This window comes from Sphingomonas sp. (assembly GCF_035317925.1).
In the GTDB taxonomy this organism is placed as follows: Bacteria; Pseudomonadota; Alphaproteobacteria; order Sphingomonadales; family Sphingomonadaceae; genus Sphingomonas_I.
In genome coordinates this window covers 1-14,768 of sequence record NZ_DATHFV010000081.1, presented here as the reverse complement: position 1 = coordinate 14,768, position 14,768 = coordinate 1, and the positions used below count along the sequence as shown (strand labels likewise).

Below are 14,768 nucleotides of genomic sequence, written 5' to 3'. Positions count from 1 at the left end.
CAGCGATGTCCGATTTCTCGATCGAGAAATCAGTGGTGCGATGGGCTGAACCCCAATCCTCGACGCCAAAACGGTGCGCAGTCGCGATGGCAGCCGCGTGGCCACCGATAGCGTCCACCAAAGCCAGCGACATCGGGATGGATGCAGTCACGCCGGCCGTCGAAATGATGGGGCCGTCTTGCAGATAACGGCGGTCCTTGATCCAATTCGTCGTCGGGTAGGATTTGGCCATACCCTGGAAGCTTGCCCAATGCGTGACAGCGCGCCGTCCGTCGAGCAGGCCGGCATTGGCCAGCACCCGCGCGCCGTCGCAGACCGATATGATCGTCGCGCCCTTGGCCGCCTGCGTCCGCAGCCATCCGGCAACTACGGCATTCCTGGGATCGGCCTGAGCCGGAACGATGACGATATCCGCGCCTGCCGCCTCGCGGGCATCGAAAGCGGCAATCGTTTCGTCCGCCGTGATGCGAAGGCCGCGCGTCAGCGTGATGGTCCCCGTCCGGGTGGAAACGCTGCGAACGTCAGCGACGTCGGAATCCTTCAACACGCCATAAGGCACGATGAAGTCGGTCGTCTGTGCGCCGCCATTGTCGGCGAGGATCGCGATAAGGGGGCGGTGCCGACCCACTTTGGGCGCCGGCAGCACGAAACCGTCGGCCGCAGAGACCGCGGATAGCGCAGGCACTGCTACGACCATGGTCGGGATGGCGAGCGATACGCCGAAGGCGAGCGGCATCGCGCCGCAGGCCAGAAACTTGAAGCGCATTGGATTTCCTTCTGGATGCCGTCCGGAGCCGGGAACAGGCCCCGGACGGGCTGCCTGGTCACAGATCTGTGCGATCAGCGGCCGGAGCGTGCGGTATCGCGCGCGGGTGCCTTGCAGGCGCAGGCCGAGCCGCACGTGCACTTCGGCCCACAGGTGCAGGGCTGGCACGAACATTGTTTGTTGGCGCATTTGCTATTCATCAGAGCATTCCTTTTCCATCCGACTTTCGGACGGCAATCTCCTAGGGCCAATGAGTGGTGGCAGAAATGTCATTTCTATTGCACTCTACGCCAATGACTGAACCCTTATCCGCATCGCGCAAAGTGGCCCTCGTGGGCTACCCGGGCGCACAATCGCTCGACATTGTCGGGCCGCTCGAGGTGTTCGCGATGGCGAACAGGTTCGGCGACGGCGACGCTTATGAGGTCCTCCTCGCGTCGCCGAACGGAGGCATGATCGCGTGCAATTCAGGCCTCGCGCTCGCAAACTCCATCGCGCTAGAAGATCTTCCGACAGGTCTGGACACAATCCTGGTCGCAGGCGGCAACCGGGAAGGGCTGAAGTGCATGGCTGATCCAGCCATTCTGGACTGGCTCAACCGACGCGCGGCGACCACCCGCAGGATTGGAAGCGTCTGCTCCGGGGCATTCGTGCTCGCCGCAGCCGGAATGCTGGACGGTCGTCGCGCGACTACGCACTGGGATTTCTGCGACGAGATGCGGAATTTCCGACCGGCGGTTCGGCTTGAACCCGATGCGATTTTTGTCGCGGATGCGCCCTATTACACGTCCGCCGGCGTGACCGCGGGAATCGACCTTTGCCTCTCGTTCGTCGAAGCGGATTGCGGTCCGCAACTCGCTCTGGCGGTGGCGCGCAACCTCGTACTGTTCATGCGGCGCCCCGGGGGGCAGACCCAATATAGCGCCGGGCTGAACGTCCAGGCCGCGGCCACGCCGCGGCTTCGTCAGCTCATCGCCGATATCGGCGCTGATCCCTGCGGCATGCTCAGCGTTCCACATCTCGCCGCGCGCGTGGGCATGACCGAGCGGACTTTTTCGCGGGTGTTTCAGAAAGAGACCGGTATCGGCCCGGCCGCATTCGTCGAAGTCGCCCGCGTCAATCGCGCCAAGGCCTTGCTGGAAACGTCCGACTGGCCACTTTCGAGAGTGGCGGAGCGCGCTGGATTTGGCGGCGTCGAGGGCCTGCATCGGGCGTTCAACAAAAGGGTAGGCATCACGCCGGGTGAATATCGCCAGCGCTTCGGCCATGTTGCTGCCGCGACGGACTTCGTTGCAGCAGCCTGACGATAAGCGTTCATCGACCGTGCACCACGCTTCGTCGATGACCATCCTCCAGGAAGAGGAGTATCCGTAATGAAGATCCTGCTGCCGCTGGCGATTCTCGCCGCCGCGCCCGCCTTCGCCGACGTGACCACCACACCGATCGCGGGCACCGAGCTCGATGTTTCCGCCACCGGCACCTCGACGCGCGCGCCCGATATCGCGACGATCGGCGCGGGCGTGGTGACGCAGGCACCCAAAGCGGGCGACGCGATGGCCGCCAATGCCAAAGCGATGACCGCGACCATCGCCGCGCTTAAGCACGCCGGCGTCGCCGATCGCGACATTCAGACCCAGTCGATCAACCTTCAGCCGCAATATCGCTATGGCGACAATCAGCCGCCGGTGCTGACCGGCTATCAGGCAAGCAACCGCGTTTCGGTCCGCATCCGCGACCTTACCGGTGCGGGCGGCGTGATCGATGCCCTGGTATCGGCCGGCGCCAACCAGATCGACGGGCCGACGCTTTCGGTCGAGCATCCCGAAGCCGCGCTCGATGAGGCCCGCGCCAAGGCGCTGGCGACTGCCCGCACGCGCGCCGAGCTCTATGCCAAGGCGGCAGGGCTGACGGTGAGGCGGATCGTGCGGATCAGCGAGAGCGAAGGGTCCGGCCCGATCGTGCGCCCCATGGCGATGATGGCGCGCGCCAAGGCCGATACGACCCCGGTCGAGGCGGGCGAGCAGGAACTGACCGTCAACCTTTCGGTCGTGTTCGAGCTGAACTGACGGCATTTTTCAGCTACGCTGAGCCGCACCGGCCCGCACCCCCACCCGGCCTCCCATAGAATAGTCTGACTGGGAGGCCGGGTGGGGGTGCAGGCCGATGCGGCCTCTGGTTCAGCCTGCTGAACCAGACCACGCATACGAAAAGGGCCGCCCCGGTTTCCCGGGGCGACCCTTTGCGCGACGAAACTGTCGTTTAGCGGACGCTGCCGCGACGAACCAGATTGACGATCGCGAGCAGGATGATCGCACCCACCAGCGAGGTCAGGAACGTATAGAGGTTGAGCGGCGCGTTGTTGATGCTGCCGCCCGAGAAGATCAGGCCCGCGACGAACGCACCGACGATACCGACGACAACGTTCAGGACGATGCCCTGCTGCGCATCAGTCCGCATGACGATGCTCGCCAGCCATCCCACCACGCCGCCAATCACCAGCCAGAGAATGAGTCCCATATCCGTCCTCCTGTTCACCGCAGGCAAGAAAAGCCGTGCGGCGCTCGGACGTGGATACGCGCCGGGAACAAGGTTTGTTCCCGGCGCGCTCCCCCCAAGACGGATAATCTAGGTCAGTATTTCTGCTGGCGTTCGTACAGCGACTTGTAATGCTGGATGCGCGTCACGCGCAGGCCCGGCATGCCCGATCGCTCGACCGCACGCTTCCAGCAGGCGAACTCCTCGAGGCTGATGTCGTAGCGCTCGCACACTTCGTCGAAGCTGAGCAGTCCGCCATTGACGGCAGCGACGACCTCAGCCTTGCGGCGTACGACCCAGCGGGTCGTGCCGGGCGGGGGCAGCGAATCGATAGTCAGCGGTTCACCCAAGGGACCCACTACCTGCGCCGGCCTGATTTTTTGATTCTCTATCATTCCCATCCTCGCGCTTGCCCAAGCGGGCCCCGCTCCCCCTCATTCCTCCGGCCTATCACCTTCGGGTTGAAGGAAGGTTGAAACCGGAAGGTAAAGTTACCGGTCATATTTCGTCCTCGTCCTCGTCCCGCACCGACGCGGGATTGAAGCTCCCGTGCAGCGCAGCCGCTTCCTTGGCGTCCGCGACCTGGTCCCCGAACAAGCGGGTCAGCGCCTCGGTGAGGTCGAGTCGACTATGGGCCTTGTCGCTCGCGGCGGCGGTCGGCGTGGTCGCCTGCGCTGCCGCGAGCCCGGCGCGGAGCATCGCGAAGTCCGGTTTGGCGAGCGGGCTGCCCGTCATGTCCAGATGTATCTTCACGCTCCGCTTACTCCCGTCGTCCTTTTCCTATGACGGGCGGGGGCTGGAGATTTTTAGGTCTCGTTTTCCATTTCGGACCTAATCGGTTAGAGGGCGGCCCATCGTGGAAGTCCTGTTTCAACTCGGAAATGCGGGCGGACGCCGCCGCATCGTCGTCGCCATGTCGGGCGGGGTCGACAGCTCGGTCGTGGCCGCGCTCGCCGCCGCCAGCGGCGCGGAGACGATCGGCGTCACGCTCCAGCTCTACGATCATGGCGCCGCCGTGGGCCGCGCCGGCAGTTGCTGCGCGGGCAAGGACATCGCCGACGCGCGCGGGGTCGCCGAGCGGCTCGGCATCGCGCATTATGTGTTCGACTATGAAAGCGCGTTCCGTACATCGGTGATCGATCGCTTCGCAGACGATTATGTCGCGGGCCGCACCCCCATCCCCTGCGTGCGCTGCAATCAGGGCGTGAAGTTCACCGATCTGTTCAAGCTCGCGCGCGATCTCGGCGCGGATTGCCTCGCGACCGGCCATTATGTCCGCCGCGTGATCGGAACGCACGGCCCCGAACTGCACCGCGCGGTCGATCCGGCGCGCGACCAGAGCTATTTCCTGTTCGCGACCACGCGCGATCAGCTCGATTATCTGCGCTTTCCGTTGGGCGGCATGCCCAAGGATCGGGTGCGCGAGATCGCGGCCGAGCATGGGTTGCTGGTCGCGGCCAAGCCCGACAGCCAGGATATCTGCTTCGTCCCCGACGGTGATTATGGCGCGCTGGTGCGCAAGCTCCGCCCCGAAGCCGCGGCGCCCGGCGACATCGTCGATCTGTCGGGCCGCGTGATCGGCCAGCATCGCGGCATCACCGGCTTCACCGTCGGCCAGCGCCGCGGGATCGAAATCGGCGGCACACCCGAGCCGCTCTACGTCGTCCGCATCGATGCGGCCGAACGGCGGCTGGTGGTCGGTCCGCGCCAGGCGCTGGCGGTCCGCGGCGCGCGGCTGAGCGAGCTCAACTGGCTGGGCGAAGATTTCGGCGGCGACCTGTCGGTCAAGGTGCGCTCGCTCGCCAAGCCGGTCCCGGCGCGGTTCGATGGCGAGCATGTATTGTTCGACATGCCCGAATATGGCGTCGCCCCCGGCCAGGCGGCGGTGCTGTACGCTGGCGAGCGCGTGCTCGGCGGCGGCTGGATCGAAGAGACGGTCGCGGCGGAGCTGGAAGCGGCCTAGGCCCGGAAACGGCCTTCGATCACCGTCACGCATTTCCCGCTCAGCACCGCGCGCTCACCTTCCAACCGGCAGTCCAATCGTCCCCCGCGCGCCGAGGCCTGGAACGCGGTGAAGGATTCGCGGCCCAATTGAGCCGCCCAATAAGGCGTCAGCACCGAATGCGCCGAGCCCGTCACCGCATCCTCGCCGCCCCGCGACGTGAAGACGCGGCTGACGATATCACTGTCCGATCCCGGGGCGGTCGCACTGAACTGCACGTCACCCATGCCGGCGAGCGCGGCGAAGTCCGGTGCGAGCGCGCGCACCGCCGCCTCATCCGCATAGCGCAGGATACCGTAGCCGCGATCGTGCCGGAGCGTCTCGACCGGCGCGCCGCCGATCGCCGCGACCGCATCAGGCAAGGGCTGCGGCACGACGCGGATGACCGGCAGCGATAGACTGAGCGTGGCGCCATCGCGCTCCACGCGCACCAGCCCTGCCGTCCGCGTGGCAAAGCAGACCGCTGTGCCGTCGCCGATCAGCGCGTGGCCGGCGGCGAGCGTGCCATGCCCACACAGGCCAATCTCGCCGCGCGGCGAGAACCAGCGGATCTCGAAATCCGCCTCGCCATCCATCGCCACCGCGAAGGCGGTCGCGGGCAGGTTGATCTCGCGTGCGATCGCCTGAAGCGTCTCCGCGTCGCGCCAGCGGTCGAGCCGGAGCACGCCCGCCGGATTGCCGGTGAAGGGGCCGTCGGCGAAGGCGTCGATGTGCCAGAAAGGCAGATCGCTCACGGGTAGAGCAGGCCCTCGTCCCAGCCGTCGCCGGTGCGCGTGAACAGACGGCGTTCGTGCAGCCGGTGCGCGCGATCCTGCCAGAATTCGATCCGCTCCGGCGCGACGCGGAAGCCCGACCAGTGCGGCGGACGCGGCACATCCTGCCCCTCGAACCGCGCCTCCATGTCCGCGAACTGGGCTTCGAACACATCACGCGACGGCAAGGGCTGCGACTGATCCGATGCCCACGCGCCCAGCTGCGAATCGCGGCCGCGTGTCGCGAAATAAGCGTCGGCCTCGGCCTCCGACACGCCGCTCACCGCGCCCTCGATCCGGATCTGCCGGCGGAGCGACTTCCAGTGGAACAGCAAGGCCGCCTTGGGGCCGTCGATCAGCTCGCGTGCCTTGCGGCTGTTGAGGTTGGTGTAGAAGACGAAGCCGCGCGCATCGTGGCCCTTCAACAGCACCATCCGCACCGAAGGCTGGCCGTCCGCCCCGATGGTCGCCAGCGCCATCGCGTTGGAATCGTTGGGCTCGGACGCCCGCGCCTCGGCATACCAGGCGTCGAACAAGGCAAACGGATCGTCCGCCATCAACTGAACGCCTGGATGCCCGTCTGCGCGCGGCCGAGGATCAGCGCATGCACGTCGTGCGTGCCCTCATAGGTGTTGACCGTCTCGAGGTTCTGCGAGTGGCGGATGACGTGATATTCGCCGGTGATGCCGTTGCCGCCGTGCATGTCGCGCGCGACGCGGGCGATATCGAGCGCCTTGCCGCAATTGTTGCGCTTGATCAGGCTGATCATCTCGGGCGCCATCTTGCCCTCGTCGAACAGCCGCCCGACGCGCAGCGCCGCCTGCAAACCGAGCGTAATCTCGGTCTGCATATCGGCGAGCTTCTTCTGGACGAGCTGCGTCGCGGCGAGCGGCCGGCCGAACTGACGGCGGTCGAGCGTATATTGGCGCGCGCGGTGCCAGCAATCCTCGGCCGCGCCCATCACGCCCCAGGCGATGCCGTAGCGCGCGCGGTTGAGGCAGCCGAACGGCCCGCCCAGCCCTTGCGCGTTGGGGAGAAGATGGTCCTCGGAGACCTCGACGCCTTCCATCACGATCCCGCCGGTGATCGACGCGCGGAGCGAGAGCTTTTCCTCGATCTTCGGCGCACTCAGCCCTTTCATGCCCTTTTCAAGCACGAAGCCGCGGATCTTGCCGCCATGCGCGTCGGACTTGGCCCAGACCACGAACACGTCCGCGATCGGCGAATTGGTGATCCAGATCTTCTCGCCGGTCAGCTTGTAGCCGCCGTCAATTTTCTCGGCGCGCGTGCGCATCCCGCCCGGATCGGAGCCGGCTTCGGGCTCGGTCAGGCCGAAACAGCCCACCAGTTCGCCCGCCGCCAGCTTCGGCAGCCAACGCATCCGTTGTTCTTCGGAGCCGTAAGCGTGGATCGGAAACATCACGAGCGACGACTGGACGCTCATCATCGAGCGATAGCCGCTGTCGACCCGCTCGATCTCGCGCGCGACCAGGCCGTAGCTGACATAATTCGCGCCGACGCCGCCATATTGTTCGGGCAAGGTGGCGCCGAGCAGGCCGAGTTCGCCCATCTCGTTGAAGATCGCGCGATCGGTATGTTCGTTGGCATAAGCTTCACGAATGCGCGGGGCCAATTTGTCCTGCGCATAGGCCCGCGCCGTATCGCGGATCATGATTTCTTCTTCGCCGAGCTGGTGTTCCAGCAACAGCGGGTCGTCCCATTGAAATACGCTTCCGGCGCTCACGCCTGACTCCATCGAATTTGGTGGGGTCTTATTACCCTTCGAGAATGCGCGGAAGAGCGCATTCCGCCGCACCGGCCCGCGCCCCCACCCGACCTCCCATAGCATACACTGGCTGGGAGGTCGGGTGGGGGCGCGGGCCGGTGCGGCGCTTCTCGAAAGCTACGCCTCCAATTCGATGTCCCAGTAAAGCCAGTCGCGCCAGGAGTCGTGCAGATAGTTGGGCGGGAAGCTCCGCCCATTCTCCTGCAACTGCCACGATGTCGGGCGGTAGGGCAGTTCGGCGATCTTCATGCCGGCCTGACGCGGCGTCCGTCCGCCCTTGCGGAGATTGCACGGCGCGCAGGCGGTCGAGACATTCTCCCATGTCGTGCGCCCGCCCTGCGCGCGCGGAATGACATGGTCGAAAGTCAGGTCGGCGAGCGTCCCGCAATATTGGCAGGAGAAGCGATCGCGCAGGAACAGGTTGAACCGCGTGAAGGCGGGATGCGCCGACGGGCGCACATATTGCTTGAGCGCGATCACCGACGGCAGTTTGATGGTGTGTGTCGGGCTTCTCACCTCGCGCTCATAATGCGAGACGATGGAGACGCGATCGAGGAACACCGCCTTGACCGCGGTCTGCCACGGCCAGATCGAGAGCGGGTAATAAGACAGCGGCGTATAATCGGCGTTCAACACCAACGTCGGGCAGCTATCCGGGTGTCGAATGAGATCAGGATGATACATGGAACGACCAAACCCTCCGCGTCGGCGGAGCGTACCGGCCAGGGATCGTCACTCGGTCCCGTCGCACGCGGGAGGCGAGGCCGTTGCCGCCACGTCTCCGTCGTCTCGCCGCCTGCCAGAGCGGCGTGACGTGAGCATGACAACATTCCCGCGACTCGCGGTCAAGCGGCGTTTTTTCCTGAGTCCAGAATTATGTGGCCAAATGTGATGGTGGTGTCGCGTTTCGCCCCCAGTCCGACCGGGCGATTGCACCTCGGCCATGCCTTTTCGGCGGTGTGCGCGCACGATCTGGCGCGCGCAGCAGGCGGGCAATTCCTGCTGCGGATCGAGGACATCGACGGCACGCGCAGTCGCGAGGCGTTCCTGGCGGGGATCGATGAGGATTTGCGCTGGCTCGGCCTGGCCTGGGACGGGGCGGTTTTGCGCCAATCGACACGGATGGCACTCTATGCCGAGGCGCTCGAACGGCTGAAGGCGATGGGGCTGGCCTATCCCTGCTTCTGCACCCGCGCCGAAATCGCCGCCAGCGCGAGCGCGCCGCATGGGAGCGAGGGACCGGTCTATCCGGGGACATGCCGGCCGCTGTCGGACGCAGAACGCGCGGCGCGGATGCACGAACCCCATTGCTGGCGGATCGACATGGCCGCCGCCGTCACGCTGACCGGGCCGCTGCGCTGGCATGACAAACCGGCCGGCTGGATCGAGGCCGATCCTCTCGCCCAGGGCGATGTCGTGCTCGCCCGCAAGGAAACGCCGACATCCTATCATCTCGCGGTCACGGTCGACGATGCGGCGCAGGGCGTGACCGATGTGGTGCGGGGCGTCGATCTGTTCGAGGCGACGCACGTCCACCGCCTGCTCCAGGCTCTGCTTGGCCTGCCCACGCCCCTTTACCACCATCACCCGCTGCTGGTCGGGCCGGACGGCAAGCGGCTCGCCAAGCGCAACTGCGCGCGTCCGCTCGCCGAACTGCGCGCCGAGGGCGCTGATCCGGGAGCATTGCTGGCGGCGCTGCGCAGCGGCCAAGTTCCGATTGGCGCAGCCGATGCCGAGGCCTAAAGCGGCTCTATGAAAACCTTCCTCTTCATCCTTATCGTCCTGGCCGCAATCGGCGCGGTTGTCTCGATCGTGCGCGGCGTGATCGTCATGTTGCGCGCCAACCGCGACGAGGTGGACGGGCATGGCGTCAGCACGTCCGGCCTGCAGCAGAACCGCATGATGTGGCGGCGCGTCCAGTTTCAGGCGGCGGCGGTCATTCTGGCGGTCCTGTTTCTGCTGATCGCGCGCGGCCACGCCGGCTGACCAATGGTCAAGCTCAACAAAATCTACACGCGCACCGGCGATGCCGGGCAAACCGGGCTGGTCGACGGATCGCGCGTCAGCAAGGCGCATCCGCGCATGGTCGCGATCGGCGATGTCGATGAGGCTAATAGTGCGATCGGCGTCGCGGTCGCCGCACTCGACGATGGCCCCGCGCGCGAAATGTTGACGCGCATCCAGAACGAGATGTTCGATCTCGGCGCCGACCTCGCCACGCCGGGCGAGGATTTTACGCCCGGCGAGATGACTTTGCGCATCACCGCCGCGCAGGTCGAGCGGCTCGAGCGCGAGATCGACGAAATGAACGAGGCGCTGAGCCCGCTCACCTCCTTCATCCTGCCCGGCGGATTGCCCGCCGCCGCTTTGCTTCATCTGGCCCGCGCGATCGTGCGCCGCGCCGAGCGGACCGCGGTCGCGGCGGCCGGCGAGGTCAGCCTGAATCCGCAGGCGTTGACCTATATCAATCGCCTGTCCGACCATCTGTTCGTGCTCGGACGGCTGATCAATATGGCAGCAGGTGGCGACATACTTTGGGTTCCCGGCGCAACACGGGGTTGATTGGGGCGTTGTCGCAACGATGTTAAAGGGGGAACGCGCCACCGTGGCGCTCGGCTGAAGGGGCATCCACATGGCCGCTCGCGCGCAGGACCTGACGGATCCGCTTGACCTCTGCGCCGCCTATCGGCGCACGCGCGATCTGTCGGTCGCGATCGCAGCGCCGTTATCCGATGCGGATGCGACGATCCAGCCGCATCCCGACGCCTCACCCGCCAAATGGCATCTCGCGCATACTACGTGGTTTTTCGAGACGTTCGTGCTGCGCGACCATGTCACCGGCCATCGACCCTATAACGAGCGCTACGCTTACCTCTTCAACTCCTATTACGAAGCCGAAGGCGCCCGCCACGCCCGCGACCGGCGCGGGATGCTCGCCCGACCCAGCCTCGACGAAATCCTGGCGTGGCGCGCGGCGATCGACGCGGCGCTGACCGATGCGCTGCCGTCGCTGCCGCCGGCGGCGCGCGATCTGGTCACGCTCGGCATCAATCACGAGCAGCAGCACCAGGAATTGATGCTGACCGATTTGCTTGCCGCGTTCGCTGCCAACCCGGTCGATCCGGCGGTGTGGAATCAGCCGCGCAACCAGCCCGCGCCGCTGGACGGCTTCGGCTGGAACGAAGGCATCACCGGCATCGTCGAGATCGGCCATGCCGGCGATGGCTTCGCGTTCGATAGCGAAGGGCCGCGCCACACCGAATTGCTTCATCCCCACGCGCTCGCCGATCGGCCGGTGACCAACAGCGAGTGGCAGGCCTTCATCGCCGACGGCGGCTACACCCGCCCGGACCATTGGCTGGCGGACGGCTGGGCGTGGGTGAAGCGCGAGGGCATCGAAGCGCCGCTCTATTGGCGCCGCGATGGCGAACATGACTGGTTGGGCTTCGCGCTCGACGGCCTGCGCCCGCTCCACCCCGCAGCCCCCGTTACCCACATCTCGCAATATGAGGCCGACGCTTATGCCCGCTGGGCCGGGGCGCGGCTGCCGACCGAGGCGGAATGGGAAAGCGCGGCGCAGGGTCTCGACCCCGCCGCCGGCACCCAGCTCGATTCCGCCGGACCGGTTCGCCCGCGCGCGGCGCGATGGAGCGATTCGCCCGGCCAGATGTTCGGCGACGTCTGGGAATGGACGGGGAGCGCGTTCCTGCCATTTCCCGGCTTCACCCCTGCTAAGGGCGCGGTCGGTGAATATAACGGCAAGTTCATGAGCGGACAGGCGGTGCTGAAAGGCGCGAGCTGCGCGACGCCGCGTGGCCACAGCCGCGCCTCCTACCGCAACTTCTTCTACCCCTGGCAAAGGTGGCAATTCACCGGCCTGCGCCTGGCGAAGGACCTTTAGATGCTGCGTAACGAGCATTTGGCCGACGATCCGGCCGCCGACGTGTCGCAGGCCGATCCCGCCTTCCTCGCCGACGTGCTCGACGGGCTGTCGCAGCGCAAGAAGGCGATTCCGGCGCGCTGGTTTTACGACCGGCGCGGCTCGGAATTGTTCGAGGAGATCACGCAACTCCCCGAATATTATCCCACGCGCACCGAAAGCGGCCTGCTCGCCGCGCACAGCGCCGATGTCGGACGGATCGCCGGCAAGGGCCGCGCGGTGGTCGAATTCGGATCGGGCTCGTCGCTCAAGACGCCGCGCTTGCTGTCGAGCGTCGCGCCCTCTTTCTATGTGCCGATCGACATATCGGGCGATTTCCTGCGCGATTCAGCCGCTGCTTTGGCGGAGAGCTTCCCGGGCCTGCCGGTCCTGCCGGTCGAGGCCAATTTCATGCATCCGGTGCAATTGCCCGCCGAGATCGCGGACGTGCCCAAGCTCGGCTTCTTCCCGGGTTCGACGATCGGCAATCTCGTGCCCCGATCGGGCGTGAACCTGCTGCGCGACATGATCGAGACGATGGGCGTCGGATCGATGCTGCTGATTGGGATGGACCAGGTGAAGGACACCGCCATCCTGATCCGGGCCTATGACGATCAGGCCGGCGTCACCGCCGCCTTCAACCTCAATTTGCTCGAGCGCATCAACCGCGAGTTGAGCGGCGACATTCCGCTGGATGCGTTCAAGCATCGTGCGATCTGGAACGATACCTGGAGCCGAATCGAGATGCATCTCGCGGCGACGCGCGATGTGAGCTTCATGATCGCCGGCCGCCATTTCGAAATGGGCGCCGACGAGACGATCCACACCGAGAACAGCCACAAATATACGCCGCGCAGCGGGCGGCAGTTGCTCGCAGCCGGCGGCTGGACACCACTGCGCGAATGGTCCGACGACAAGCAGATGTTTTCCTTGATCCTTGCCGAGGCCAAGCCCGAGCCGACGGCGCCCTGATAAACCTGCCCCGTCATCCCCGCGCAGGCGGGGATCCATAGGCTCTACCGTCCCGGCTCAATCTGGATCATGGAGGCTATGGATTCCCGCCTGCGCGGGAATGACGAAGCTTTAGAGGCGAGCGGGAATCTATGAAGACGATCGGTGTTATCGGCGCGGGCCAGATGGGCGCGGGCATCGCGCAGGTAGCGGCCGTATCGGGCTATCGCGTGCTGCTGTCGGACGTCAGCCTGGACGTGGCGGAAAAGGGCAAGGCCGGCATCGCCAAGCGCCTCGCCCGCGCGGTCGAGAAGGAGCAGATCGGCAAGACGGACGCCGAGGCCGCGCTCGAACGGCTGCAGCCGCAGGGCGAGCATGCCGCGTTCGCCGAAGCCGAGATCGTGATCGAGGCCGCGACCGAGCGCGAATCGATCAAGCGCGCCATCTTCGCCGAGGTCGGCAAGACGCTGCAGCCCGACGCGATCCTCGCCACCAACACTTCGTCGATCCCGATCACGCGGCTGGCGCAGGCCTCGCCCGATCCGGCCCGCTTCATGGGCGTGCATTTCTTCAACCCGGTGCCGATCATGAAGCCGATCGAGTTGATCCGCGGCCTCGCCACCTCCGACGAAACGGTCGCCCGGGTCGAGGCCTTTGCGCAGAGCCTCGGCAAGACCGTGGTCCACGCCAACGATGCGCCCGGTTTCATCGTCAACCGCGTACTGCTGCCGATGCTCAACGAGGCGATCTTCGCGCTGGGCGAGGGCGTCGCCACCGTGGCCGACATCGACGCGGCGGTCAGCCTCGGCCTCAACCATCCGATGGGGCCGCTCACGCTCGCCGATTTCATCGGGCTCGACACCTGCCTCGAAATCGCCCGCGTCCTGCACGAAGGCACGGGCGATCCCAAGTTCCGCCCCGCGCCCCTGCTCGTCAAATATGTCGAAGCGGGCTGGCTCGGCCGCAAGACCGGCCGCGGTTTCTACGATTATTCGGGTCCCGAGCCGGTGCCGACGCGCTGACGAATTTTTGATGACAGAAGCGCGTCATCCGTTACGCATGAGCTGATGGAAACATCCGCACCGGCCGTCCCGAAATCGCTGTTCGCCTTCTCGCTCTTCTATGGCGGCATGGTCACCACCGCCGGCGTGCTGGGGGTGAAACAGGTCGCGCTCGGGCCGCTTGCGGTGGAGGCGGGCATCTTCGCCTTCCTGCTGCTGGTAGTGATGGGCAGCGCGGTCGCCGAACTGCATGGCCGCAAGACCGCCGACACGATGGTGCGCTGGGGCTTCGTACCGCTGATCGTGGCCGCCTTGCTGATCCGGCTGGTGCTGGTGCTGCCGACCGATCCCGGCATGTACCCGCCCGCGGTCGCCGCCTTCCCGATCGTGGTCGGCCAGGGCGCGCGGATGATGATCGCGGGCCTGATCGCCTATGGCACGTCGCAGACGCTCAATGTGCTGATCTTCTCGAAACTCGCCGGCGGCACCGGCAAATTGGTGTGGCTGCGCGGGATGATCGCCAGCGCGGTATCGCAAGTGGTCGATACGTTGCTGTTCATCACCATATCCTTCTACGGCGAGCGGCCGATCCTGGGGCTGATGGCGGGGCAGATGCTGACCAAGGTCGTGCTTTCGGTCATCCTGGTGCCGTGGCTGATCACCTTGTTCGTCGCGTTGGGCCGCAAGCTCGACCGCGCCTGATCCGTCATCCCCGCGAAGGCGGGGATCCATAACCTCCAAACCGAGAGAATATGGATTCCCGCCTTCGCGGGAATGACGAAGTGGAAAACGGACGCTAAAGGCCCGATCATGACCGATCACGCGCCCGATCCCGCATTGCTGTTCAAGGCGGAAACGCTCGCCGAGGCGCTGCCTTATATGCAGCGTTACGCGGGCAGCACCTTCGTCGTGAAATATGGCGGCCACGCGATGGGCGATGCCGACGCGGCCGAGGACTTCGCCGAGGATGTCGTGCTGCTCAAGGCGGTCGGCATCAACCCGATCGTCGTCCATGGCGGCGGCCCGCAGATCGGCGCGGCGCTCAAGGCACAGGGG

Annotated in this window: 18 protein-coding genes and 1 pseudogene; 11 read left to right on the top strand and 8 right to left on the bottom strand. The window is 65.9% G+C overall.

Annotated features, from left to right (window positions below; genetic code table 11):
* A partial coding sequence (locus VK533_RS06115) for a DJ-1/PfpI family protein (protein ID WP_324375976.1) occupies positions 1–940 on the bottom strand: 940 nt, incomplete at its 3' end.
* A gap of 119 nt (positions 941–1,059) precedes the next feature.
* On the opposite strand from VK533_RS06115, the gene VK533_RS06110 reads away from it, so the two are divergent.
* Together VK533_RS06110 and VK533_RS06105 are read left to right on the top strand one after the other, a co-directional pair.
* Positions 1,060–2,070, top strand: coding sequence for a GlxA family transcriptional regulator (locus VK533_RS06110; RefSeq protein ID WP_324375975.1), 1,011 nt, complete (start codon positions 1,060–1,062; stop codon positions 2,068–2,070).
* 69 nt (positions 2,071–2,139) lie between these two features.
* Positions 2,140–2,832: an SIMPL domain-containing protein gene (locus VK533_RS06105; RefSeq protein ID WP_324375974.1), complete on the top strand. Its 693-nt coding sequence runs from the start codon at positions 2,140–2,142 to the stop codon at positions 2,830–2,832.
* Positions 2,833–3,025: 193 nt separating this feature from the next.
* Here VK533_RS06105 and VK533_RS06100 read toward each other — a convergent pair whose 3' ends face one another.
* From VK533_RS06100 to VK533_RS06090, 3 genes are all read right to left on the bottom strand, one after another.
* Positions 3,026–3,283, bottom strand: coding sequence for a GlsB/YeaQ/YmgE family stress response membrane protein (locus VK533_RS06100; protein ID WP_324375973.1), 258 nt, complete (start codon positions 3,281–3,283; stop codon positions 3,026–3,028).
* Positions 3,284–3,396: 113 nt separating this feature from the next.
* A complete protein-coding gene (locus VK533_RS06095) occupies positions 3,397–3,696 on the bottom strand; it encodes a DUF1153 domain-containing protein (RefSeq protein WP_324375972.1) in 300 nt (99 codons plus the stop codon).
* Between the two features lie 103 nt (positions 3,697–3,799).
* The gene (locus VK533_RS06090) at positions 3,800–4,054 is read right to left on the bottom strand and encodes a hypothetical protein (protein ID WP_324375971.1); all 255 of its coding nucleotides are present in this window, start codon (positions 4,052–4,054) and stop codon (positions 3,800–3,802) included.
* A 103-nt stretch (positions 4,055–4,157) separates the two neighbouring features.
* On the opposite strand from VK533_RS06090, the gene mnmA reads away from it, so the two are divergent.
* The gene (gene mnmA / locus VK533_RS06085) at positions 4,158–5,264 is read left to right on the top strand and encodes a tRNA 2-thiouridine(34) synthase MnmA (protein ID WP_324375970.1); all 1,107 of its coding nucleotides are present in this window, start codon (positions 4,158–4,160) and stop codon (positions 5,262–5,264) included.
* Here the strand turns inward: mnmA and VK533_RS06080 are convergent.
* From VK533_RS06080 to VK533_RS06065, 4 genes are all read right to left on the bottom strand, one after another.
* Positions 5,261–6,037: a PhzF family phenazine biosynthesis protein gene (locus VK533_RS06080; RefSeq protein WP_324375969.1), complete on the bottom strand. Its 777-nt coding sequence runs from the start codon at positions 6,035–6,037 to the stop codon at positions 5,261–5,263. The genes mnmA and VK533_RS06080 overlap by 4 nt on opposite strands.
* Positions 6,034–6,612 carry a pyridoxamine 5'-phosphate oxidase gene (pdxH, locus tag VK533_RS06075; RefSeq protein ID WP_324375968.1) on the bottom strand — a complete coding sequence of 193 codons (579 nt, stop codon included), beginning with the start codon at positions 6,610–6,612 and terminating at the stop codon, positions 6,034–6,036. Before pdxH ends, VK533_RS06080 begins: the two co-directional genes overlap by 4 nt.
* Entirely contained in the window at positions 6,612–7,799 is a 1,188-nt protein-coding gene (locus tag VK533_RS06070) for an acyl-CoA dehydrogenase (RefSeq protein WP_324375967.1), read from the bottom strand. The genes pdxH and VK533_RS06070 overlap by 1 nt, the downstream gene beginning before the upstream one ends.
* Positions 7,800–7,958: 159 nt before the next feature.
* Positions 7,959–8,525 carry an HNH endonuclease gene (locus VK533_RS06065; RefSeq protein ID WP_324375966.1) on the bottom strand — a complete coding sequence of 189 codons (567 nt, stop codon included), beginning with the start codon at positions 8,523–8,525 and terminating at the stop codon, positions 7,959–7,961.
* Between the two features lie 207 nt (positions 8,526–8,732).
* Here VK533_RS06065 and gluQRS point away from each other — a divergent pair, with 207 nt between their 5' ends.
* The 8 genes and pseudogenes from gluQRS to VK533_RS06025 form a co-directional block, all read left to right on the top strand.
* Positions 8,733–9,584, top strand: coding sequence for a tRNA glutamyl-Q(34) synthetase GluQRS (gene gluQRS / locus VK533_RS06060; RefSeq protein ID WP_324375965.1), 852 nt, complete (start codon positions 8,733–8,735; stop codon positions 9,582–9,584).
* A gap of 9 nt (positions 9,585–9,593) precedes the next feature.
* Positions 9,594–9,827 carry a hypothetical protein gene (locus VK533_RS06055; protein WP_324375964.1) on the top strand — a complete coding sequence of 78 codons (234 nt, stop codon included), beginning with the start codon at positions 9,594–9,596 and terminating at the stop codon, positions 9,825–9,827.
* Positions 9,828–9,830: 3 nt separating this feature from the next.
* Positions 9,831–10,403: a cob(I)yrinic acid a,c-diamide adenosyltransferase gene (locus tag VK533_RS06050; RefSeq protein WP_324375963.1), complete on the top strand. Its 573-nt coding sequence runs from the start codon at positions 9,831–9,833 to the stop codon at positions 10,401–10,403.
* Positions 10,404–10,473: 70 nt separating this feature from the next.
* Complete coding sequence (gene egtB, locus VK533_RS06045) at positions 10,474–11,742, top strand: ergothioneine biosynthesis protein EgtB (protein ID WP_324375962.1); 1,269 nt, start codon at positions 10,474–10,476, stop codon at positions 11,740–11,742.
* Positions 11,743–12,732 carry an L-histidine N(alpha)-methyltransferase gene (gene egtD, locus VK533_RS06040; RefSeq protein ID WP_324375961.1) on the top strand — a complete coding sequence of 330 codons (990 nt, stop codon included), beginning with the start codon at positions 11,743–11,745 and terminating at the stop codon, positions 12,730–12,732.
* A 131-nt stretch (positions 12,733–12,863) separates the two neighbouring features.
* Complete coding sequence (locus VK533_RS06035; protein WP_324375960.1) at positions 12,864–13,733, top strand: 3-hydroxybutyryl-CoA dehydrogenase; 870 nt, start codon at positions 12,864–12,866, stop codon at positions 13,731–13,733.
* Positions 13,734–13,778: 45 nt separating this feature from the next.
* Entirely contained in the window at positions 13,779–14,414 is a 636-nt protein-coding gene (locus VK533_RS06030; RefSeq protein WP_324375959.1) for a queuosine precursor transporter, read from the top strand.
* A 105-nt stretch (positions 14,415–14,519) separates the two neighbouring features.
* A pseudogene (locus VK533_RS06025) lies at positions 14,520–14,768 on the top strand (acetylglutamate kinase); the annotation flags it as partial.